This window comes from Pyrinomonadaceae bacterium (genome assembly GCA_036277115.1).
Classification (GTDB): Bacteria; Acidobacteriota; Blastocatellia; order Pyrinomonadales; family Pyrinomonadaceae; genus UBA11740.
In genome coordinates this window covers 899,233-920,681 of sequence record DASUNM010000027.1, presented here as the reverse complement: position 1 = coordinate 920,681, position 21,449 = coordinate 899,233, and the positions used below count along the sequence as shown (strand labels likewise).

Sequence of the window (21,449 nt, the reverse complement as noted above, 5' to 3'; positions counted from 1 at the left end):
ACGCCTCTGGCGTGCTTTAATCGGAACACGCGAGACGCGTGCGTACCTGAACAAGTATGAACACACGGCGCATCGTTATACTCGGGTTCATGGCCTCCGGCAAGACGACCGTCGGCGAGGAACTCGCGCGGCAACTAAACTGCGGGTTTGTCGATCTCGATTCATTTATTGGCAGCCGCGAAGGCCGCTCGCCCGCCGAAATCATCACGCAAGACGGTCAGGCAGCATTCCGAGAGTTGGAGACCCTCGCGCTTCGAGACGTCCTTCAGGATCGGGAGGCGCATGTGATTGCTTTAGGCGGCGGCACGTGGTTGAAGGCTGCCAACCGCACTATGGTGGCGCTGTTTGATTGCATTACCGTTTGGCTGGATACGCCGTTTGAGACTTGTTGGGAACGGATCTCGAACTCGGCGACGGTTCGGCCGCTGGCGCCGAATCTCGAAACGGCGCGCAAACGTTTTGATGAGCGGCGCGCCTTTTATGCGCTGGCCGCGCGGCGGATCGCAGTGGAGTCCGCGGACAACGCAGAACGCGTCGTTGAAAAACTCTTTAGAGAAACGTAACAGCTTTGGCCGCCGGCTGTGTAAAGAAGTATTTAGCATCGCGGCAGTGCCGAAAAACTCTTGCGAGGCAAAGCAGCAGTAGTGAGCAAATCCATTTCACCGCCTGATCAGAAGACGCTGGCCGACGCGCATCGTTGGAAACAGCAAGCGCGCTGGCACGTTGACGGGTACTACGCTTTCCAGACCGCAGACACTGGGGATGTGCCGGTGCGTCTGTTTCTTACCAGCGAACTCCTCACACTCGCGGAAGACAATCTCTATCGGCAAATCGTTAACGCGACGCGCTTCCCGGGCGTGAAGATGGTCGTGATCACGCCCGATGTGCATTACGGCTACGGCGTCCCGGTCGGCTGCGTGCTGATTACCGACTACGACAGCGGCGCGATTGCGATGGGGCCGGTCGGTTACGACATTGGCTGCGGGATGATGAGCGCTAAATCCAACGTGACTGACGACGCAGCGACGCCGGAAAAGCGTCTGCAATTTAATCGAGCAGTGATGTCGCGCGTGGCGATGGGCGCCGGCGGCAAGAGCCGTCGCTTCCCAAATCTTTCCGAGCTTGAATTCGCGGACCTCGTGCGCGGCGGCGCCGAACACTACGTCGAGAAGCATGGCGCGACTTTCGATCGCAGCCGCGCTGAACGCCACCGCATTCCGGTCGATGACGATTGGCAGATTCCCTGGGGCGGCAAAGGCCGGCCTGAACGAGGTCTGCATCAGCTCGGCAGTCTCGGCGGCGGCAACCACTTCATCGAGCTTCAGCGCGAAGTGAACTCAAATGAACTGTTCGTGCAGGTGCACACCGGCAGCCGCGGCTTCGGTCACGGCCTGGCCACAAACTATTTCGAGTTGGCGAAGACAGAAAAGCCTCATGAAATTCGCGACATCGATCTCGGCTACTTCACTCCTGATTCAAGACACTATCGGGATTATCTGAATGCGGTGGCGGCCGGCGGGAACTATGCGATTCTCAATCGGCTGATCATCTTCGAGCAGGTTGCCGAAGCTTTCCGCGAAACCTTCAATTCCGATCTCGAATTGATTTACGAGATCAGTCACAACCTCGTGCAGAAGGAATGGCATCCGGAATTCGACGACGTCTGGGTGCATCGCAAAGGCGCGACGCGCGCGTTCCCTGCCGGCTATCCGCTGTTGAAGGGAACACTGTGGGAAGACTCCGGTCATCCGGTTTTGATCCCCGGCAGCAACAAAGATTTCAGTTACATCCTGCGGCCGCTGCCGGGCGCCGTTAAGAGCGGCTACTCAGTCAATCATGGCGCAGGCCGGCGGTTGTCGCGTTCGCAAGCCGCAAAGACTCTGTCGCAGCGAGCGATTGACGATGAATATGCTGAAGCAGGCATCCTCGTAAACGTTGACGGCCGCGTGCCGATCGACGAATCGTCGGAGTGCTACAAATCATCCGAAGAAGTAATCAAGGCGGTCGTCGATGCCGGTCTCGCGGAAATTCAATATCAGTTGTGGCCGGTCGCGTCGCTGAAAGGTGTCGAGGAAGGATCGCGTTGGCGGAAGAAGAAGCGCGGCCGTTCGCCGCAATCGTCGAGCGCACATTTCTAGTTCTGGGAGCGCGGGCATCTTGCCCGCATTGGCGGGCGGTAGCCCGCCTCAAAACATCTCTGGTGGTTCTTGTCACCCAAAAGAAGACGCTTTCACCGCAACACCTTTTCAGCTAATCTTCCGTCGTGGAAAAGTTTCGCATTCGCGGTGGCAATCCTTTGAAAGGTCGCGTCTCGATCAGTGGCGCGAAAAACTCGGCGCTGCCTTGCATGGCGGCGGCGATTCTCACCGCCGACACGATCACGCTGCACAACATTCCCTATGTGCGCGACATCATCACCATGCGGCGTTTGTTGGAAGACATCGGCGGACAGGTGCTCACGCCCGAACTGCGCACGCACAAGATTTCCGCCGCGAATGTTGAAGTGATGACCGCGCCGTACGAATTGGTAAAGACAATGCGCGCATCGGTGCTCGCACTGGGGCCTTTGCTGGCGCGTTTCGGGAAAGCGCGGGTGTCGCTGCCGGGCGGATGCGCGATCGGCGCGCGGCCGATAGATTTGCATCTCGCCGCCTTTACGAAGATGGGCGCGGAAGTTTTTCTCGAGGCGGGCGACGTCGTGGCGCGTGCGCCCGAGGGCGGTTTGACTGGGGGAGCAATTGAATTCGAAAAAATTTCGGTCACCGCCACGGAAAACGTGATGATGGCGGCGGCCCTCGCCCGCGGCAAGACGGTGCTTCACAACGCGGCGCGCGAACCGGAGGTGCGCGATCTCGCCGAGTTACTAAATAAGATGGGCGGTCGCGTGCGCGGCGCGGGTACGCCAAAAATCGAAATTGAAGGCGTCGAACGTTTAAGTGGCGCGCAACACACGATCATTCCCGATCGAATTGAAACCGGCACCTTCATTGTTGCCGGCGCGATCACGAAAGGCGATTTGGAAATCAGGGATTGCAATCCGGAGCATTGCAATCGAATCATCGGCAAGCTGCGTGACGTGGGCGTAGAGATTGAAGAGATCAATCAAAGCACCCTGCGCGTCACCGCCGGGAAAACAATCCGCGCCGGCGATCTCAAAACTGAGGAGTACCCCGGGTTCGCCACCGATATGCAGGCCCAGTACATGACGCTGATGACGCAGGCGAACGGCCGTTCGGAAATCACCGAAACGATCTTCGAAAATCGTTTTATGCACGCTTCCGAGTTGCAGCGCATGGGTGCGCGCATTCAGGTCAGCCACGACAAGGCGGTCGTTGAAGGGCCGGCAAAACTAATCGGCGCGCGCGTGCAAGCTTCAGATTTGCGCGCGTCAGCCTCGCTCGTACTGGCGGGATTGATCGCGGACGGCGAAACCACCATCGATCGCGTCTATCACATCGATCGCGGCTACGAAAAGATCGAAACTAAATTGAAAGCGCTCGGCGCGGACATTGAGCGCGTGCGTGAATCGGTCACCTCACCTTTGACGCCCGAGGAAGGTGTTGTGGCCGCCTGAGCCGCGCCGGCTGTGGTACCATTGCGCCCTGAATGGAACTGAAATCAGCCCAACTGGAAAAGTAACCCCGACGATAACATGAGTGAACAAGATTGCCTTTTCTGCAAAATCATAAACGGAACCGCCGCCGCGGACGTGGTGTTTCAGGACGCCCGTTGCGTGGTCATTCGCGACCTTAGTCCTCAGGCTCCGACGCACGTGCTGGTCATGCCGCGCGAGCACCTCGAGTCGCTAGACGATGCTTCACAAAAGGATGAGCTGCTACTTGGTCATCTGCTGCGCGTCGCCGCGAAAGTAGCATACGAGCACGGCTTGAGTGACAGCGGCGGATATCGCACTGTTATCAACACGGGAAGCGGCGCCGGCCAATCAGTCTTCCACCTTCATATTCACGTGCTGGGCGGGCGCGAGATGACCTGGCCGCCGGGCTGAGTAACGAGTTACGAGAAATGAAAAGCGCGCGCCTTGTCTGGCGCGCGCTTTTTTGTCGGACGGCACGCAGGCCGCCGGCCTGCTTGCACGCCAGAGGCGTGCGTACCCTACTCGCGCATGTTGCGACGCGTCGATGGCGGAACACCAGTTAATCTCACCGGCAGAGTCATGCGTCGGGCGCCGCGGTAAATCTCGACGTTGACCGTCTCACCAATCTTATGTTTGTTTAAGACTTTGTAGAGGTCGTCGTTATTACCAACGCGCTCGCCGCCAATACCGACAATGATATCGCCCAGTTCGAGATCGCCTTCCTCGGTCTGAACCATACCTCTCAAGCCCGCGTTCGCCGCCGGACCGCCCGGCTGTACATTCCAAATTAGGACTCCGTGGTTAACCGGCAACTGCACCTGCGCGCTGAGCGCCTCAACATCACGCGGCTGGATGCCAAGTTTTGGCCGCTGAATTGATCCGGTGCGAATCAACTCAGGCACAATGCGTTTCGCAATATTGACCGGAATCGCAAAGCCCACGCCCGCTGACGAGCCGGACGTTGACTGAATTTGCGAGTTAATGCCGATCATGCGACCACGCGAATCCAGCAATGGTCCGCCTGAATTGCCGGGATTGATCGACGCATCCGTCTGGATCGCGCCTTCGATGGGGCGATTGTTTGCGCGAATTGGTCGCTGCAAACCGCTGATGACTCCCGTGGTCAACGTTCGATCCAAGCCAAACGGATTTCCGATCGCCAGGACCTTCTGCCCAACGATCAATCTGTCCGAATCACCGAAGGGCACAATCGTGATCGCTTCTTTCGGTTTTTCGTCCAGCTTAATTACCGCCAAGTCCGTATCCGGATCGCGGCCCACGACGGAGGCGGGATAGTTTCGGCCGCCACCAAAATGGACTGATAACCGCTCCGCGTTTTCAATCACGTGAAAGTTGGTCAGGATATGACCCTGCTCATCGATCACTGAACCCGAGCCGGCGCCCTCTCGCTCCTCACTGAAGCCGAAGAAGTCGCGCACCATTGTGGTTGATTGAATGTAGACGACGCCGGGCGCGACGGCTTTATAAACTTCAATATTGTTCTGTTCGTCGGTAACCGTCGCCGGATCAGAGATGTTTTCGGGATTGGCCAGCGAAAGCTCGGCACTGGCCGGGGAAAACCGTTGCGCCAGCTTCTGGAATCCGAGCACCGCGACTGAAGCGAAAAGCGCCGAACCCAAAGCAATCACCAGGATCTGGCGGGCCGTTATTCTGTACATACTTGAATCTCCTCCACTTCAAAAACGCATTGATGAGATGCTTTTTCGGAAGTTTACGTTTGCGCAATTGGTAATAGCAAAACGCGCGAACGGGTTCAAGAGTTCCGTTAACCGCCGGAATTCACTTCGCTTAACAGATTGTGAAGATTACGAAAAGATTGAAAGGACGGTGAAAGGCAGTTCGCTTACCAGCGAGACCATGGCCAGCGGCTCAGCCCAGCCCATCGCCGAGAGGCCGGTTGCGGCATGCACGAGCATGAGGGCGCCGTAAACGGTGAGCGCCAGCTTCATTCCGCGTCGCGCGATCGTCAGGTGTGCACAGCGATACAACACATAGGCTGAGAATGCGCCGATGGCGAGCTTCGTCAGCAGGAAAGGCGCATCGCCGATGTTGAGCAGTTGCGCCATTAAATTGTTTGCTTCGGTTGCGATCTCAGAGCGGACCCAGATCAAGGTGAGTTGCGCGTCGAGCCAGTTCAGAAGAAAGAGCGTGATGCTTTTGGCCAAGGCTCCCATGATGTCGTGCCACCTGCGCGTCGAAAATTGTTAAAGCTCAACCTTTCGGATAGCGAAATCCCGATCCAAGATCGGGATTCCGCCGTCCGTACGGGAAGAAACGAGACTCGCTTCGTGCTACCGGAAGTAAAGTTACAATCTCGCCCGAGTTCCGATACCAAGATCACACTGCAAGAATCTCTCCACGCCCGGCGGCCGTTAAATTTGGGCCAGATTAATATACGATTGTCCTGGTCTGCAACATGACTGAACGAAAACACGACCTGGTTTCGATCTCGATCATTCAGGCGCAGGCGACCGGCGCCGAGTCGTTACGGGCAGCCGGCGTAATAGATCCGAGGCTGGAAGCCGGATCGCTGTTGGCGCATGCGCTGCGCCACAACCGCACGTACGTCATCACGCATGGTAACGACCTGTTGACCGGCGAGCAGTTTGAACGATTTCGGGTATTGATCGCGCGACGAGCCGCCGGTGAGCCGTTGCAATACATCGTCGGCTTTCAGGAGTTCTTCAAGCTGAGCTTTGAAGTGACGCCTGACGTTTTGATTCCGAGACCCGAGACAGAACTGGTCGTTGAAGCCGCGCTCGAACTTGCGGACCGTGAAAGATCTCTTTCAATCCTCGACGTCGGCACCGGTTCGGGTTGCATCGCGATCTCGTTGTTGCATGAATTGAACCAGGCGAGCGCGGTGGCTACGGAAATCTCGCCGAACGCACTGGAAGTTGCGCGCAGAAACGCGGAACGACACAACGTCGGTGATCGAGTGACGTTTATTAAGGCTGATTCCCTTGCGCTGTTGGATCAGCGCGCGGCTTTTTCACTTGTCGTGTCGAATCCGCCGTACATCCCCGCGGGCGACATCGCGACTTTGCAGCGCGAAGTTCGCGAGCACGAACCTCTAACGGCGTTAGTGTCTGGCGCCGATGGACTTGATCACATCCGCGTGCTGTTGCGCGAGACGCCGCCGGTGCTGCATCACTCTGGCTATTTTATTTTTGAGATTGGGTTCGGCCAGAGTGACGCCGTCGAACAACTAGTCGATCACGAAATCTGGCATTTAATTGAAGTGAAGAAAGACCTGCAGGGCATTCCGCGCACCGTAGTGCTGCAAAAACGATGACGCGGTGCGATAGTGACTGGGAGCGTAAGCGTCTCGCTTGCTAACGTCGCCGCGTGGGAACTTAAAGCAAGCAAGCGGGACGCTTGCGCTCCAGTCGGGGCCCGTACGTCAGCTTTCAGTTATGGGAACCCCGGCAGGCACCTGCGTTGAGCGTTCCACTGGTCGCTTGCCAAAGAGCCCTTCACGACCCAGGGAATAGATCAGCCCCCGATTTGCGAACAACAGTTTCACCCACGCGCGTTTGCCCATTTGCGGGAAATAGATGCCGCGAAAAATCAATCGCGTGACCAGGTGCATGATTCGATAGCCAATCGGCCTGTCTTTGATCGATTCAACTGCACTCGCATTTCTCTCAGGGCTATAGGACTTGACCCAGGCTTTATTTAATTCCGAGTGCACTTCCTCAATGCTCATCTTTAACGGCGTGTGCGCCATGTGAAAGGGCGCGAAATCGAGCCAATGTTTCGGCCGCGTGAGCCGGTCGCCCTTTAACAGCCGCTGATAGAGTGGCGTTGAAGGAAACGGTGTGAGCTGGCCAAAGATCGGCAAGCCCGGCGGCCATGATTCGATCGCTTGCAACGTTCGATCGGCGACGCCCAGCGTGTCGTTATCCAGACCAAAGATGAAAGAGGTGATGGCATAGATGCCGCGATCGGCGAGCCGGTTCAGCACCGCTTCGTATTCGGCCGGCTTGTTGAAGCTCTTGTTCACATCGGCCAGATTAGCGGAATCGATTGATTCCATGCCGATGAAGATCCACTTGCCGTCCGAGGCCGCAATCAGATCAACCAATTCTTCGTCACGCAAAAGGTTCGCGCTGATCTGCGCGATCCACGGTAGTTGCGCGTTGGCCGCAATGATGTCACGTAACAGCGATTTCGTGCGCTTGATACTGATCGCAAAATTGTCGTCAATAAAAAACACCATGGCCTGCTGGCGGTTTTCTCGCGCGTGCCGCTTTAACCGCAGCAGTTCGTTGACAACGCTTTCGTTACTTCGAAATCGAATCGAATCCCCGAAGAACCCCGTCACCGTGCAGAACTCGCAGCCGTAGGGACAGCCGCGGCCGGACTCGATCGGAATCATATGTACCGATCCCCAGCCCGACCCCTGGCGTTTGAGTAGCGCTCGGAGGGGTTTCGGGATCAGATCGAACTGATCCAAATCCATCTTGTCCCACGGAATCTCCGGATAGGGCTGCAAACTTGGTTTTCGTTCCTTACCCGTCTCGTCGAGTGGCGCGTATATGTCTTTCAATTGTCCACGCTCAGCGTCCATGACGATCTGCGGCCAGGTTTCATCCGCTTCACCCAACGCAACCGCGTCAGCATGCCGCGGACCGCCGTCACGACCGAGGGCCTCATCCGGCACCTCAGTAACATGCGGACCGCCCATGACCACCGGCACCCCCGCCGCGCGAATCGCATCAGCCATCTTGTAGGCGCGGGCGATCATCCGCGTCATCGCGCCAATTCCGACGAGGCCAATATTTTCCGTGCGGATGAACTCGACGAGTTGATTCTCGTCCATGGGGCGGGCGTTGCCATCAATCAGGAGGACCTCGTGTTCCGCCGGAGTCAATGTCTTCAGCAGAAACATCCACAGGTGTGGCATGAAATTGTGAGTGACCCCGTTATCGGGGTTGTACAGTAATATTCGCATTCAGTCTCCGACCGCGCTCGGCTTAACAACCAAGCCAGCATCGGCAGGGGTCCGTGAAAGCTGGCAGGACAGCAGAAGGCGTTAATTTCTTAAAACGCCGGAAGGCCTTCTATTGAACCCTTCTCCGCAGCGTATGGCGCGGACTATAGCACAAGCCTCGGAATCGCGCACGGATTCCGGCCGGACGGCGGTTTCTCCGCGAAAAAACGCATCTTGGCAGGCTGTGGCGCAGGTGCTAGAATCCGCGCCGTCAGCGTAATTAACAACACGTGCACGAACAAACAAGCGTGCGACTGTCGGATAATAACCCTCAGGGTTCAAGGGCGTTCGAGAGCATGGGATTGAATAGATGGAGGTCAGTCAGCTTGAACTCACCGTGAGAGCAGAGGCCACGTCATCAACGGGTCCATAGCTCGTCAGGTTAAACCCGAAGCGCGAAGCGTTTGCCGGACGGCGCGATCCAACGACTCGAGCACCTCATAACAACTGTAGTTCAGCTTTGCCGCCTCATCGGTTGAGCGACCGTTTGGCGCCGGGAGAGTCTCACCGTCGGCCGGCGTCTCAGCAGACTTAAACATTCATCAAGCCAGGAGAAGAACTAAAAGATGGGGTCTGAAACTCTGTTGAAGCCGGACGGCAGCGTGGCGAATTCGGAAAGGAGCGTTGAGGTCGCATGTCGAGCCGCGAAGGAGTTGCAAAACATCGGCGAGTACGAGGCGGCCTTTGATGCGATTGCCGCGTTCTGGCCCGGCATCGGTGAACGGCCGCACACAGCGGGCCTGCCGAAAGCAGAAGGGGCGGAACTGGTGCTGCGCGCCGGCGCGCTGGCGGGTTGGCTCGGTAGTTCGCGTCAAGTTCCCGGCGCGCAACAATTCGCGAAGGACTTAATCAGCGAGAGCATAAAAAGTTTCGAAGAACTTGAACTGAGTGAAAAGGTCGCGGAGGCACAGACGAACCTGGCGGTTTGCTGTTGGCGCGAGGGCGCGATGGACGAAGCCCGCGTTTTGTTTCAGGCGGCGCTGTCGAAAGCGGAGAATCCAGTCAATACCCTTCGCATTCTGGTCAACAGCACGATCGTCGAGGTCTCGACAAATCATCTGAATGACGCGCTGACGTTGCTCGATCGCGCCGCCGCTATTTTGGATAACGTAAAAGACGACGCAGCGCTCGGGTGTTACTACATGCAGCGTGGCATCGTGATGAGACGGAGGGGCGGAATCGAAAACCTCGACCGCGCCTTGCTTGATCATGCAGCCGCGCGCGTACATTTTGAGAAGGCAAACCATCGTCGCTACTTCGCGCGCGCGCAAAACAACCTCGGCGTCATCATGCTTGAGTTAGGCCGGTACGATGAAGCGCTTGAGACTCTTGAAGATGCACGGCGCACTTTTGCCGATCTCGACGACGTGGGCACCGCCGCGCAAGTGGATGAAACGCGCGCCCGGGTCTACGTGGCCCAGCAGCGATACGCGGAAGCGGAGAAACTCGCGCGGGCATCTGTGTCGGTGCTTGAACGCGGCGGAGAGCAATCACTGCTGGTCGAAAGCTTGCAGACGCTGGGAGTAGCGCAAGCCCGGCAACAAAGGCATCAAGCGGCGATGGCGACTCTTCGCCGCGCCGTCGAGGTGGCCGAGACCGCCGGTGATCCGGAATCGGCGGGACGCGCGCTCTTAACGTTGGTCGAAGAACTCCACGAGTATCTTCCCGCCGACGAAATCAGCCGCGCATATTCTGAAGCCGATCGGAAGCTGGGTGAAGACATCGGGCGCGAAACTCTAACTCGCTTGCGGGCGTGTGCTCGATTTATCGGGTCCGAACCGTCTCTCCTCGCGCAACCAGCCCGGACCCTCGCTACCTTTGAAGAAGAAGTGCGTCAGTTTGAGAGCACGCTGATTCGCCAGGCGTTGGAAGAAGCCAACGGCAGCGTCACGCGCGCGGCTCGCACCCTCGGGTTAACGCACCAGGGCCTGTGCTACATCATCAATCATCGGCACCGGAGTCTGCTCAGCGCGAGGGCGCCCATTCGCGTGCGGCGCAAGACGGTAATCAAGAAGCACAAATGAAAGACGAGCACGCGGTCAGTGGCGGCCGCATTGTCTCCTGCTAAATCGTGCATCTTCTTGTGCTACGCGGGATTTCCCTATTGACAGCGAAGCTTGCATAGCTTAAAGTCCGCCGCGTTAGTCCTCACCCTTCGAACCGGGGAGCCGGCGGCACAAGCCGCCAAACAGCAGTCGCTGATGTCTCCGTAGGCACCCACACGGCGGCGGGCTCAAAAGTCCCGCCGCATTTTTTTGTCCAATTGACTTCAACGGATCTGCCAAGGCAACATTCTCCGCAAGTGAACTACCGAATTAACTATCGTGAAAGTTCGAGCCCGCTGCGTTTTCTCACGACACTCTTGGCTGTGTTGATTTCGTTAGCTGCGATGGCGTGTAGTACAAGTCTTTATAAAGTTAAGCCCCCGGCGGCCCTCGCGCGCATGCCTGCGACCGCGGCTACGGCAGACGTCGGTTCGGTTACTTTCCGCGCGGCTCCGCTGCTTACCGACGAAGAAACCCAGGAGCTGTTCGAAGCGAATCTGCAACTGGCGGGATTGCTGCCGGTGCGTCTGGAGGCCAGGCACAATGGGGGCGAGGATTTGGTCCTGAAGAAACTGAAGTTCAAGTTGCACGACGCGTCAGGTAACGAATGGAAGTTGATTTCGGGAAAACAAGCCGTCTCGCACATCCTGAAAGCGAATGCAGTTTTCGCTTACAATCCGAATTCACGAAAGACATTCGAAAAAGAGTTTCGCGCCTATGATTTCGATTTGAAAGCTCCGCTCACCCATTCAGAGCGCCAGCGACAGGGATTAATAATCTTTCGCTCTCCGCAGAAAGAACCAGTCGCGTCCCCACAGGGCGTAACGCTTTCGATCGAGGGACTTGGCCAACCGGTTTCGCTGAAACTGAATTAATCCACAGTCCAACGTCCAAGGTCCAACCTCCAAAGTCCAAAGTCCAAAGTCCAAGGTCCAAGGTCCAACGTCTGAGTTCTGATTCCAGCCGGGGACTTTGGACGTTGGACATTGGACTTTGGACTTAGTAGGCTTTCGCCCTTCATTTCCATCGAAAGGGTAAATCAATGGCCCCAGAAGCACAGGCAGGAAAGCAACCAACACCGGCATTACTATTCGACACGCTTAACGCGTACCAGCGAACACAGGCGCTGAAAGCCGGCATCGATCTCGAAGTCTTCACCGCTATCGCTGAAGGCAAAACCACCGCGAAGGAAATTGCCGATCGCTGCGCCGCATCCGAAAAGGGCACGCGTGTCCTGTGCGACTATCTGACGATCATGGGATTCCTGACGAAGGAGGATGGGCGCTATGGATTGACGCTTGACTCCGCGGTTTTTCTCGACCAGCGCTCGCCCGCGTACATGGGCACGGTCAGTGATTTCATGCTGTCGCCTCACATCAAAGGCAATTTCGACAACCTAACTGAATCAGTGCGGAAAGGCGGCTCGACCGGCTCAGCAGAATCGCTCGAGCCTGAGCATCCGGTGTGGGTTGAATTTGCGCGCGCGATGGCGCCGATGATGGCCATGCCCGCAGAGTTGTTGGCGCAACTTGTCGATCCAGCGAAAGACCAGAACTTGCGCGTGCTGGATATTGCCGCGGGCCATGGTTTGTACGGCATCGCTTTCGCAAAACAAAATCCGCAGATTGAAGTCACCGCGGTTGATTGGCCGAACGTGCTGGAACTTGCGAAACAGAATGCGGAAGCTGCCGGTGTGGCTGAACGTTTCCAGACGAACCCGGGCAGCGCGTTCGATGTTGATTATGGAACTGATTACGACGTCGTACTGCTGACGAATTTTCTGCATCACTTCGACGCGGCGACCTGCGAGATACTGCTCCGGAAGGTAAACGGGGCGCTGAAAGACGGTGGACGCGCAGTGACACTGGAATTCATACCCAACGCCGACCGGGTTACTCCGCCGCAAGCCGCGGCCTTTGCCATGCAAATGCTTGGCGGCACGCCTTCAGGTGATGCTTACACTTTCGCAGAACTTGATCAGATGTTTCGCAACACCGGCTTCGCGCGCAGCGAAATGCACGAACTGCCGCCGTCGATTCAGCGAGTCGTGATTAGTTGGAAGTGATCTGTGGAGCGCTAGCCCGTCGAGCCAAACCCACCGCTGCCGCGTATCGTGTTTGGAAGATCGTCAACCAAAACTGGGGTTGGCGTGATTATCTTTTCAATTATTAGCTGGCAGATTCTTGTCTGGGCCGGCAGCTCTACCAGGTCGTCACCAGTGTTATAGAGCAAACATTTGATCTCGCCGCGGTAGTCAGCGTCGATGACGCCGGATAGAACGTCCAATCCCATTTTTGTCGCTAACCCGGAACGTGGCGCAATTCTGCCGTAGCATCCTTCAGGAATCGCCACGGCCAGACCGGTTCTCACCAATGAACGTTGCTTCGGGTGCAAACAGACTGCTTCGATCGAATAGAGGTCCAAGCCGGCCGCGGCCGAACTACCACGGGTTGGCAGGATCGCATTCGCATCGAGTTTCTTGAATCTTAGTGACTGTCCAACATCCATACTAGTTTAAGCGTGGCATCGAGTGTCTTTCGGACGCCTGTGACAAGAGCACGATCGAGTGATGTCCAGATTCTGGTTTCCTCTGTGCATTCTCCATGGTTCTCAGTGTCTCGGTGGTGGTTTTGGCTTAAGACAATTTCACCACGGAGACACGGAGGTCCACAGAGTTTCACAGACAGGCTTAAATTAGGATCCTGCCGGGACCTCGCGCCGATCATCGCCGAATCATAACCTTGGCGGCGTAACGCCGTGCTGCCCTTGATACTTTCCGCCGCGATCCTTGTATGACACTTCACATACTTCATCGGCTTCGAAAAAGATCACCTGGGCGACTCCTTCGTTGGCGTAGATCTTGGCGGGCATGGGAGTTGTGTTTGAGAATTCCAGCGTCACATAACCCTCCCACTCAGGTTCGAACGGAGTGACATTTACAATTATTCCGCACCGCGCGTACGTGCTTTTTCCCAGGCAGACGGTCATCACATTTCGAGGGATGCGAAAGTATTCCACTGTGCGAGCGAGGGCAAAACTATTCGGTGGAATAATCACGTGATCGGCCTGCATATCGACGAAACTCTTAGCGTCGAACTTCTTGGGATCGACAATCGCGCTATACACATTCGTAAAAAGTTTGAACTCATCTGCGCAGCGCACGTCATAGCCATAGCTGGAAGTGCCATAAGAAACAACCTTACGACCATCGACCTCTTTGACCTGACCGGGCTCGAAGGGCTCAATCATTTTGTACTCTTCCGCCATGCGACGGATCCAGCGATCGGATTTAACTGACATAAGAATTAAAGTCTGGAGTCTTTACGTCTGGGTTCTGAAGTATTAAGAGTGCGCCAGAATACATCACGATTAGCGCCGTTGGCGAGGATGAGTTTGATTATCGCGCCGTTAGGCGAGGAATGTTTATAGTCGCGCGTTCGTTATCCATTCATTAGCTCCTTTAGGAGCGGAACAACATCTCGGTCCTACGGAGCTCCGACGACACTGACGACCGCCGTCTATAAACATTTCGCTCCTACGGAGCGAAGATATCCGTCGCTCTTAGCTCTTAGCTCTTTGCTCTTTGCAATTTTTAGTTTTCAACTCTAGGTTTTAGTAATGCTCCTCGTGGTTCTCGGTTCCGGCACCTCCGTTCCCCATTCGCAGCGAGCGTCGGCCGCATTCTGGTTGGAGAGCGACGGCGGCTCGATGCTGCTCGATTGCAGTGCGGACGCAATGCATCGCGTGGCGCAGGAAAATCTCGACTGGCCGAACCTTGACGCGATTTGGATCAGCCATCTGCACCTCGATCATTGTGGCGGATTGGCGTCTTTGCTGTTTGCCATGAAGCACTCGCCGCAAACGCAATCGCGCCGGAAGCCGCTCGGGATCTTTTCGTGTAGCGGCGTCCAGCGTCTGCTGAAGGCCATCGACGAGTCGAACGATTACGGGCTTTTTAAGCAGCCTTTTCCCCTCAAGCTCCACGAGTTCACCGATTCCGGTGAGGATTTCAACCCGTACGAGGGGATCCGGTGCGAAACGTTCAAGACGCCACACACGCGTGAGAGTCTTGCGATACGGCTGACGAATTCTGAGAAGCAAACTGTGGTTTACTCTGCGGATACCGGTGTCTCGGAAGAGTTGGCGACGTTTGCACGCGGCGCGGATCTGTTCGTCCTGGAATGTTCGTTCTTTGAGGACAAGCCTGTGCAGACGCACCTGAACCTCGCTGAGGCGATGCGGATCGCGCAACTGGCTGAGCCCCGCAGGCTCTTGCTGACGCATCTGTATCCGGAATGGGACGCAGTCGACTTGCCGGCGAAGGCGCGTGAACTTTGGCCGGGTGAAACTATCGCCGCGCATGACGGCCTGCGAATTGAAATCTAAATTTACCAATGACAATCCTTTCAACTTTCTTGCTAACTCTGGCCGTGATGGTGCTGACCTCAACCTTGGCGGCCGCGCAAACCAACGGCGCAAATGGCACGAATGGCGCAGCCGGAGCTCACCTGCTTGAATCAGGGAAGGCACCAAGGTTAGCTGAACCGCCGCGCGCAAACGACCTCAAGATTGTTTCGTACAACATCCGCTGGCGCAGCGGCAAAGAGCTTCAGGAGATCGTTCGCTGGTTGAAAGAGGCGGGATCTGTGCGACCTTCGATCATTGGCTTGCAGGAGGTTGATCGCGCACGGAAGCGCAGCGGCAAGGCGAACCACGCGAAAGGACTCGCGGATGAACTGGGGATGTACTACGCCTGGACGGCGCCGCATGAGACTAAGTCGGAAGGGCAGGAAGAAGAGACTGGCGTTGCGATTCTCAGTCCGTATCCACTCACTGATGTGACGCGAATAGTTTTGCCGAACCCCGGGCCGGGCGGGCGCTTGCGCGTCGCGATCGGCGCGACGGTGCAAATGGGAAAGACCTCCGTTCGGGTGTACTCAGTGCACGGCGAAACGCGATTGGCGGAACGCAAGAAGGTGGAACAGCAGCAGGCCGTACTAGCTGACTTGCAGAAATTTCCAAAAGGGATGCCGGTAATCATCCTTGGCGATTTCAACACCTGGGAGGCGCCGGCGATCAAAAACACTCGCAAGCTGTTCACGGCCGAAGGCTTCGAGACGCCTTTCCCGGACGATGAATCAACGTTCCGCCAGAAGATCGTGTTGTTCGATTTGAAACTAAAACTGGACTGGATTTGGGTGCGCGGTCTGACGCCGACAAGCTACGGCATCGACCGTAACTTGAAGGTTTCAGATCACTTTCCTTTGTGGACGATCGTTAAGCTTCCTAACTCAGTGGAGCCTTAGGCGGAGGTACACAACGTGGCGGCGTTTCTCTTGATGCCACCGCCGCTTCCCGAGGCGGGATCCAGCCCGACAGTTTGGGACGTGGGACTTTAGACGTAAGACTTTGAACCGTGGTGCGGTCGGCTCCTCGCATAAATCCTTTCACCTTCTGAGGCATCAGAAAGCGCGATAAATAACGCGGTCAGAACCGTGTTTTTAGGCAATCGGTCGAGACGCTGCGGGCTAATTTCTCAGGAATCCCGAGGTGATCAGCTATTAGTCGCGTGCCTGGCGGGGTTGTATGACGCGCGAGTTTGAAATAGGTTGGCGGCTTCCCCTCCCCGCGCGCGGGGAGGGGCTAAGGGGAGTAAGATTCTGCTACTTCAAATTCACATTGTTCGCCGTCAATGAATTCCCGGTAGCACGCTGGAGCTCAGCGATGGCTTTGTTCAAGTCAGTCTGCGCCCGCAGTTCGTTGCCGCGAGCAATCGTCAGAGCGGTTTGCCGTTCGAGCACGAGGAAGACGGTTGATTGACCAACGTCGAGCTTGCGCTTCTCGCTGGCGTATTGCTGTTCGGCGTTCTCACGCGCGACCGCGGCGGAACGCAGCCGAGCTTCCGCCGTGGTGACGGACTGCAAGGCGTTGCGAACTTCTACTTGAATCAGTTGCTCGAGCTGCTGGCGTTGCGTCGCGATGCGCTTGCCTTCGATCATTGAGTGCGCGAGTTGGCCTTCCGCCGTGCGGTTGCGCAGAGGAAAGCTGAACGTCACGCCCACGCGGAAGTTGTTGAAGTCGTTTGTCCCGAGATTGCCGATCGAGCGTGGATAGCCTCCAATCAAATCAGGCGGGATAGTCGCCGTCGGCGGTGGCGGCAAAGGCTGCAAACCGTTAATCGTGGAGAGCTCATTCACCCGCGCACGCAACGCGTCGTTGCTTGAAGTGAACGGATTCGAGGCCGAGGTCAGTGCGCCCGCATTGCCAACCATTCCGTAGCTGCTGACGAAATCGATCTGCGGCTTCGTCAAATCGCGATGCAGCTTTTGATCAAGTTGATTAATCTCTCTCGCAAGGTCTGACTGTCTCAGCTCAGGCCGGTTCTCAATCGCAGCTTTCAGCGCATCAGTCAGCACGACACGCGGCACGGTGAGGTCAACGTCGTCAGTCGGCACGAGCGAAGCATTCCAAATCGGCGCCGACTGGTTCTCGGCAATTAGATTCTTCAGATTGTTCTCGGCGCGATTGACGTCTTCCAGCGCCGAGAATTCCGCTTGCTCAAGATTGGCGACCTGCGTCTGCGTGGCGATGATATCGATCGGCGCGAGGGTCCCTTCACCGACCATGCGCCGGTTGTGATCCAACTGCGTGCGCGCGTCGTTCAAAGATTCGCGCTGGATTTGCAGGTTCCGCAAAGTGAATACCAGGTCCCAGTACGAGCGCTGCACCAGCGTGATCACTTCGATAGAACGCTGGCGAAACTGCGCGTCGGTGAGCGAAAGGTTTTTCTTCGCAACTGCGATATTTCGGCGCGGCAAATCAAAGCTGCGGCCCCGCAACAGCGGCTGCGTGAAACTAAACGTCAGCGCGGTCGGATAACTTGGGTTAAGCACGGTGAACTGGTTATTTGTCGTTTGGCGAATCGCCGCAAAATCGACGCGATAGTTACCACCGAATTTCGAGGCCAGGCCTTCGAAGCGCGCGGTGTTCGCAAACGCAGAACTTTCGACGGTCTCACTGGTGCCGCTTAAAAAACTTACGGCCGGAGTCTTGATGCTTTCGTAGTAACTCTGCGCCGTGAACCTTGGATCGTAGGCGCCCCGTACTGTCAGCAAGTCAGCTTCCGCGAGTTGCACGTTGTCGCGCGCAAGCTCGATGTCTTTGTTATTGCTGAGCGCCATGACGATTGCTTCACGCAGCGTGATCGGCTTCTGCTGATCGACGTCCACACCTATGCGGGTGAGCGCCGGCAGCGGCTTCGTCGCATCAGCGCGATAGTCGATGGCAATGATGGGCAGCTTCAGTGTTTGTTGCGCCGAGATCTTCGGCGAAGGCGCGGGCGATGCAACGGGTTCCTGGGCAAGTCCCTGAGGCGCGGCCAGGAGCATGAGAGCAGATGTGATAATGAGTGTCTTAAACATTGGACCTACCAAAGAAGCTGCCGCGGTCGCAGCACGTTTGCGCACGCGGCCGAACACCCCGCCTACGCCTGCACCGATCCGCCCCCAGACGCGACTGCGCGCGAGATCGTCGAACAGTGAGTAAAACACCGGCACGGCGAGCAGCGTGAGCAACAAACACAGGGACTGACCGCCGACTACCAGCACGCCAATCGATCTGTTTGTGCCTGAGCCGGGGCCGCTGGAGATCGTCAGCGGCAACATGCCTGCGACCAACGCAATCGTGGTCATCAGAATTGGACGCAAGCGATCGCGATTCGCCTGGATGATCGCTTCGTGACGCTCCATGCCCTGGCGTCGCAAACCATTTGTGTGATCAATCTGTAAGATCGCGTTCTTTTTCACCACACCAAAAAGCAGCAGCAGTCCTAAACCGGAAAAGATGTTTACGGTTTGCCCCGTTACCAACAGTGAGAGAATGCCGAATGGAATTGCGAGCGGCAGCGTCAAAAGGATCGTGATGGGGTGAATAAACGATTCGAACTGCGCAGCCAAAACCATGTACATGAAGATGAACGAAAGCACGATAGCCAAAAGGAAGTAGTAGCCCGTGCGGGTCAGTTCTTTCGAGCGCCCCGCCAGCGACGTTTGATACGTGCTCTCCATCCTTTCTTCCTCGGCAAACTGTTCGAGCTTTGCAATGACTGCTGTCTGCGAGCCGCCCGGTTTCGTATTGGCGGTGAGCATCACCTGCCGCTGCCGGTTGTAACGTTCGATTGACGATGGACCCGTGCCTTCCTCGACACGCACGAGATTATCGAGACTGACCCAACCGAGCTTTTGCGAAGCGACGATCATCCGCTGCAAGCCTTCGGCATTCGCGCGATACTGTCCCATCGCACGCACCCGAATATCGTACTGATCAACGCCCGCATTGAATGTCGAAACCTTCTGGCCGGCGACCAGCGTATTCAGCGACTGGGCAATATCGCCGATGCGCACGCCGAGATCACCGGCGCGCGCGCGATCGATCACGACGCGCAGCTCCGGCTTGCCGGCAATCAAGCTCGAATCGGCATCGACCACATCAGGCACTGTCTTCAGCTTGGCCAGCATGCCTTCGGAATATTTTGTCAGCTTGTCTAAATCCGGACCGCCGATGACGTACTGAATGTCGGCATTGCGGAATCCGCCGCCGGAGATCGCTGCCACCGAATTGATGCTGGTGCGCAATTGATCGGGAAACTCCTTCGCATACTTCGCGACGATTTCATCGCGCGCGCGCGCCATCAGATCGTTCTGGGTGACGCTGCGCTCTTCGATCGGCGTCAGTTTTACGTAGATGTTCGCGATGTTCACGATTTGCTGTTGGCCGCTACCGATGGTTACCAGGGTGTCGGTCACGCCCGGCAGCTTGCGAAGATCGGCAGCCATGCGTTCCGCCAGGCCAGACGTGGACGATAGCGTCGAGCCTTCCGACACGCGCACGTTAACTTCGAATTGCGACTGATCGTCAACCGGCAGGAAGTTCTTACCGACGAACATGAACAGCGGGATCGTGCTGATGATTACGAAGACGGAGAGTCCGACAATCGCCCAGCGATGCGCCATCGACCATTCGAGCATTCTTGTGTAGGCGCGATCGATCGGCCGGTAGAAGCGCCCCTCTTTCGAATGCGCCTGACCGTACTTCTCTTTGAATTCCGCGAGTGAATAGTCGCGTTTCGTGTTTTCGGGTAAATCGCCGACCCGGTCGCTGCCGCTCTCGGTACCGACATGAACCCGTTCGCTCTCCCGATTCGTCGGCGTACTGACACGCTGCTTCCGCTTGATCATGCGGGCCGCCAGCATCGGCGTGAGCGTAAACGAGACCAAAAGCGACACGGCGATCGCAAACGAAGCCGTGAAGCCGAAGGACGACATGAAGCGTCCGACCATGCCCGCCATGAAGCCGACCGGCAAAAATACAGCGAGCAGCGAAAGCGTCGTGGCCGTAACGGCGAGACCAATTTCTTTCGTCCCTTCGATGGCCGCTTGGAACGGCGGCGCGCCTTTCTCTTCCACATAGCGAAAGATGTTTTCGAGGACCACGACCGCGTCGTCGATCACAATGCCGACCATCAGCGTCAGCGCCAGCATCGTGATTTGGTTCATGGTGAACCCCATCGCAGCCATCAATCCAAACGTCGCGATGATCGACGTCGGAATCGCAATCGCCGCAATTAAGGTCGAGCGGAAGCTCCAGAGAAAAACGAAAACAACGATGGCCGCGAGAATGCTGCCTTCGATCAAGTGCAACTGAATCGCGTCCAGCGACGCTTTAATGAAGATCGTCTGGTCACCGACGAGTTGTACCTTCGCGTCGGACGGCAAGGTCTTCTTCAGCTCTTCCAGCCGTTCTTTGACTGCATCCGCGACCGCAACCGTGTTCTGACCAGATTGTTTCGAGATAACCAGCGTCACCGCCGGCTGGCCATTCAGGCGAGCTTCGGTGCGCTGCTCTTCGGCGCCGTCTTCGACATAGCCAATGTCGCTGAGCTTCACCGCGTACGGGCCGCGGCTCCCGATGACGATATTGTTTAATTCCGCGGCGTCGGTTACGCGCCCCATAGTCCGCACGGTCATCTCGCGCTTGCCTTCTTCCACGCGGCCGCCGGGCAGTTCCATGTTCTGCATGCGCACCGCGTTGGCGACATCCGCCGCCGAAACGTTGTACGCGCGCATCTTGTCGGTATCGAGCCAAACCTGAATCTCGCGTTGCCGGCCGCCGACGATCTGAACGTTGCCGACGCCGCTGATCGGCTCGATCTGACGTTTGATTTGCTTGTCGGCAATGTCAGTGACTTCACGCAAAGAGCGCGGCGCCGACAGAGCGATGCGCAACACGGGGGTCGCGTCGGTGTCGAGTTTCTGGACGATCGGAGTCTCAGCCGTTTCCGGCAGATCGTTTTGAATCAGCTCAATCTTGTTGCGCACTTCCTGCGCCGCCACGTCCGCGTTCTTCTCGAGCACAAAGCTGATGAAGACCTGCGAGACGCCTTCGACTGAAGTCGAGCGCAGCTCATCGATACCGCTGATCGTGTTGACGGCGCCTTCGACCTTGTCCGTGATTTCGGTTTCAATTTCCTGCGGCGAGGCGCCGGGATTAATCACACTGACGGTGATCGTCGGAAGATCGATCTTCGGAAACAGATCGACGCCCAGCGACTTGTAAGAAAACGCGCCCACGACCGTGAGGCTCAGGATGAGCATCGTCGCGAACACCGGACGGCGAACACAGATTTCAGCTAACTTTTGCATCGCTAAGAAAGTTTCGAGTTTCGAGTTTCGAGTTTCGAGTTCGCTTCAACACTGGTCTCATTGTCTCGAGCCGAGTTCGAGGCCGAGGGCTC

The 21,449-nt window shown here is 56.8% G+C and carries 17 protein-coding genes; 10 read left to right on the top strand and 7 right to left on the bottom strand.

The window, feature by feature from the left end:
- Positions 1-56: 56 nt before the first annotated feature.
- From VFX97_20320 to VFX97_20305, 4 genes are all read left to right on the top strand, one after another.
- The gene (locus tag VFX97_20320; protein ID HEX5705558.1) at positions 57-563 is read left to right on the top strand and encodes a shikimate kinase; all 507 of its coding nucleotides are present in this window, start codon (positions 57-59) and stop codon (positions 561-563) included.
- An 81-nt stretch (positions 564-644) separates the two neighbouring features.
- Positions 645-2,138 (top strand): RtcB family protein, encoded by a 1,494-nt coding sequence (locus tag VFX97_20315; GenBank protein HEX5705557.1) that lies wholly within the window; start codon positions 645-647, stop codon positions 2,136-2,138.
- 125 nt (positions 2,139-2,263) lie between these two features.
- On the top strand, positions 2,264-3,574 hold the full coding sequence (gene murA, locus VFX97_20310) for a UDP-N-acetylglucosamine 1-carboxyvinyltransferase (GenBank protein HEX5705556.1): 1,311 nt from the start codon (positions 2,264-2,266) through the stop codon (positions 3,572-3,574).
- A gap of 78 nt (positions 3,575-3,652) precedes the next feature.
- Positions 3,653-4,006: a histidine triad nucleotide-binding protein gene (locus tag VFX97_20305; GenBank protein ID HEX5705555.1), complete on the top strand. Its 354-nt coding sequence runs from the start codon at positions 3,653-3,655 to the stop codon at positions 4,004-4,006.
- A 107-nt stretch (positions 4,007-4,113) separates the two neighbouring features.
- Here the strand turns inward: VFX97_20305 and VFX97_20300 are convergent, their stop codons facing one another.
- Both VFX97_20300 and VFX97_20295 read right to left on the bottom strand, forming a co-directional pair.
- On the bottom strand, positions 4,114-5,274 hold the full coding sequence (locus VFX97_20300; GenBank protein HEX5705554.1) for a trypsin-like peptidase domain-containing protein: 1,161 nt from the start codon (positions 5,272-5,274) through the stop codon (positions 4,114-4,116).
- A gap of 147 nt (positions 5,275-5,421) precedes the next feature.
- Complete coding sequence (locus VFX97_20295; GenBank protein HEX5705553.1) at positions 5,422-5,790, bottom strand: DUF5658 family protein; 369 nt, start codon at positions 5,788-5,790, stop codon at positions 5,422-5,424.
- Positions 5,791-6,032: 242 nt separating this feature from the next.
- On the opposite strand from VFX97_20295, the gene prmC reads away from it, so the two are divergent.
- The gene (gene prmC, locus VFX97_20290; GenBank protein ID HEX5705552.1) at positions 6,033-6,911 is read left to right on the top strand and encodes a peptide chain release factor N(5)-glutamine methyltransferase; all 879 of its coding nucleotides are present in this window, start codon (positions 6,033-6,035) and stop codon (positions 6,909-6,911) included.
- Positions 6,912-7,019: 108 nt separating this feature from the next.
- On the opposite strand, the gene VFX97_20285 is transcribed toward prmC, so the two are convergent.
- Entirely contained in the window at positions 7,020-8,573 is a 1,554-nt protein-coding gene (locus VFX97_20285; GenBank protein ID HEX5705551.1) for a radical SAM protein, read from the bottom strand.
- A 416-nt stretch (positions 8,574-8,989) separates the two neighbouring features.
- Positions 8,990-9,151, bottom strand: a complete 162-nt coding sequence (locus VFX97_20280) for a hypothetical protein (GenBank protein ID HEX5705550.1) — start codon at positions 9,149-9,151, stop codon at positions 8,990-8,992.
- 27 nt (positions 9,152-9,178) lie between these two features.
- Here VFX97_20280 and VFX97_20275 point away from each other — a divergent pair, with 27 nt between their 5' ends.
- The 3 genes from VFX97_20275 (at position 9,179) to VFX97_20265 (ending at position 12,722) form a co-directional block, all read left to right on the top strand.
- Positions 9,179-10,636, top strand: coding sequence for a tetratricopeptide repeat protein (locus tag VFX97_20275; GenBank protein HEX5705549.1), 1,458 nt, complete (start codon positions 9,179-9,181; stop codon positions 10,634-10,636).
- A gap of 278 nt (positions 10,637-10,914) precedes the next feature.
- The gene (locus tag VFX97_20270; protein ID HEX5705548.1) at positions 10,915-11,532 is read left to right on the top strand and encodes a hypothetical protein; all 618 of its coding nucleotides are present in this window, start codon (positions 10,915-10,917) and stop codon (positions 11,530-11,532) included.
- Between the two features lie 167 nt (positions 11,533-11,699).
- Positions 11,700-12,722: a class I SAM-dependent methyltransferase gene (locus VFX97_20265; GenBank protein ID HEX5705547.1), complete on the top strand. Its 1,023-nt coding sequence runs from the start codon at positions 11,700-11,702 to the stop codon at positions 12,720-12,722.
- A gap of 11 nt (positions 12,723-12,733) precedes the next feature.
- Here the strand turns inward: VFX97_20265 and dut are convergent, their stop codons facing one another.
- Both dut and dcd read right to left on the bottom strand, forming a co-directional pair.
- On the bottom strand, positions 12,734-13,165 hold the full coding sequence (gene dut / locus VFX97_20260; GenBank protein HEX5705546.1) for a dUTP diphosphatase: 432 nt from the start codon (positions 13,163-13,165) through the stop codon (positions 12,734-12,736).
- Positions 13,166-13,390: 225 nt separating this feature from the next.
- Positions 13,391-13,957 carry a dCTP deaminase gene (dcd, locus tag VFX97_20255; GenBank protein ID HEX5705545.1) on the bottom strand — a complete coding sequence of 189 codons (567 nt, stop codon included), beginning with the start codon at positions 13,955-13,957 and terminating at the stop codon, positions 13,391-13,393.
- Positions 13,958-14,275: 318 nt separating this feature from the next.
- Between dcd and VFX97_20250 the strand changes: the two genes are divergently transcribed.
- A complete protein-coding gene (locus tag VFX97_20250; GenBank protein HEX5705544.1) occupies positions 14,276-15,043 on the top strand; it encodes an MBL fold metallo-hydrolase in 768 nt (255 codons plus the stop codon).
- An 8-nt stretch (positions 15,044-15,051) separates the two neighbouring features.
- Positions 15,052-15,963 carry an endonuclease/exonuclease/phosphatase family protein gene (locus VFX97_20245; GenBank protein ID HEX5705543.1) on the top strand — a complete coding sequence of 304 codons (912 nt, stop codon included), beginning with the start codon at positions 15,052-15,054 and terminating at the stop codon, positions 15,961-15,963.
- Positions 15,964-16,320: 357 nt separating this feature from the next.
- On the opposite strand, the gene VFX97_20240 is transcribed toward VFX97_20245, so the two are convergent.
- Positions 16,321-21,357 carry an efflux RND transporter permease subunit gene (locus VFX97_20240; protein ID HEX5705542.1) on the bottom strand — a complete coding sequence of 1,679 codons (5,037 nt, stop codon included), beginning with the start codon at positions 21,355-21,357 and terminating at the stop codon, positions 16,321-16,323.
- Positions 21,358-21,449: the final 92 nt, after the last annotated feature.

Coding starts and splice junctions, on each gene's coding strand:
- VFX97_20320 (HEX5705558.1), top strand. CDS start 57: ATGAACACACGGCGCATCGTTATACTCGGGTTCATGGCCTCCGGCAAG.
- VFX97_20305 (HEX5705555.1), top strand. CDS start 3,653: ATGAGTGAACAAGATTGCCTTTTCTGCAAAATCATAAACGGAACCGCC.
- VFX97_20300 (HEX5705554.1), bottom strand. CDS start 5,274: ATGTACAGAATAACGGCCCGCCAGATCCTGGTGATTGCTTTGGGTTCG.
- VFX97_20295 (HEX5705553.1), bottom strand. CDS start 5,790: ATGGGAGCCTTGGCCAAAAGCATCACGCTCTTTCTTCTGAACTGGCTC.
- prmC (HEX5705552.1), top strand. CDS start 6,033: ATGACTGAACGAAAACACGACCTGGTTTCGATCTCGATCATTCAGGCG.
- VFX97_20285 (HEX5705551.1), bottom strand. CDS start 8,573: ATGCGAATATTACTGTACAACCCCGATAACGGGGTCACTCACAATTTC.
- VFX97_20280 (HEX5705550.1), bottom strand. CDS start 9,151: ATGTTTAAGTCTGCTGAGACGCCGGCCGACGGTGAGACTCTCCCGGCG.
- VFX97_20275 (HEX5705549.1), top strand. CDS start 9,179: ATGGGGTCTGAAACTCTGTTGAAGCCGGACGGCAGCGTGGCGAATTCG.
- VFX97_20265 (HEX5705547.1), top strand. CDS start 11,700: ATGGCCCCAGAAGCACAGGCAGGAAAGCAACCAACACCGGCATTACTA.
- dut (HEX5705546.1), bottom strand. CDS start 13,165: ATGGATGTTGGACAGTCACTAAGATTCAAGAAACTCGATGCGAATGCG.
- dcd (HEX5705545.1), bottom strand. CDS start 13,957: ATGTCAGTTAAATCCGATCGCTGGATCCGTCGCATGGCGGAAGAGTAC.
- VFX97_20250 (HEX5705544.1), top strand. CDS start 14,276: ATGCTCCTCGTGGTTCTCGGTTCCGGCACCTCCGTTCCCCATTCGCAG.
- VFX97_20245 (HEX5705543.1), top strand. CDS start 15,052: ATGACAATCCTTTCAACTTTCTTGCTAACTCTGGCCGTGATGGTGCTG.
- VFX97_20240 (HEX5705542.1), bottom strand. CDS start 21,357: ATGCAAAAGTTAGCTGAAATCTGTGTTCGCCGTCCGGTGTTCGCGACG.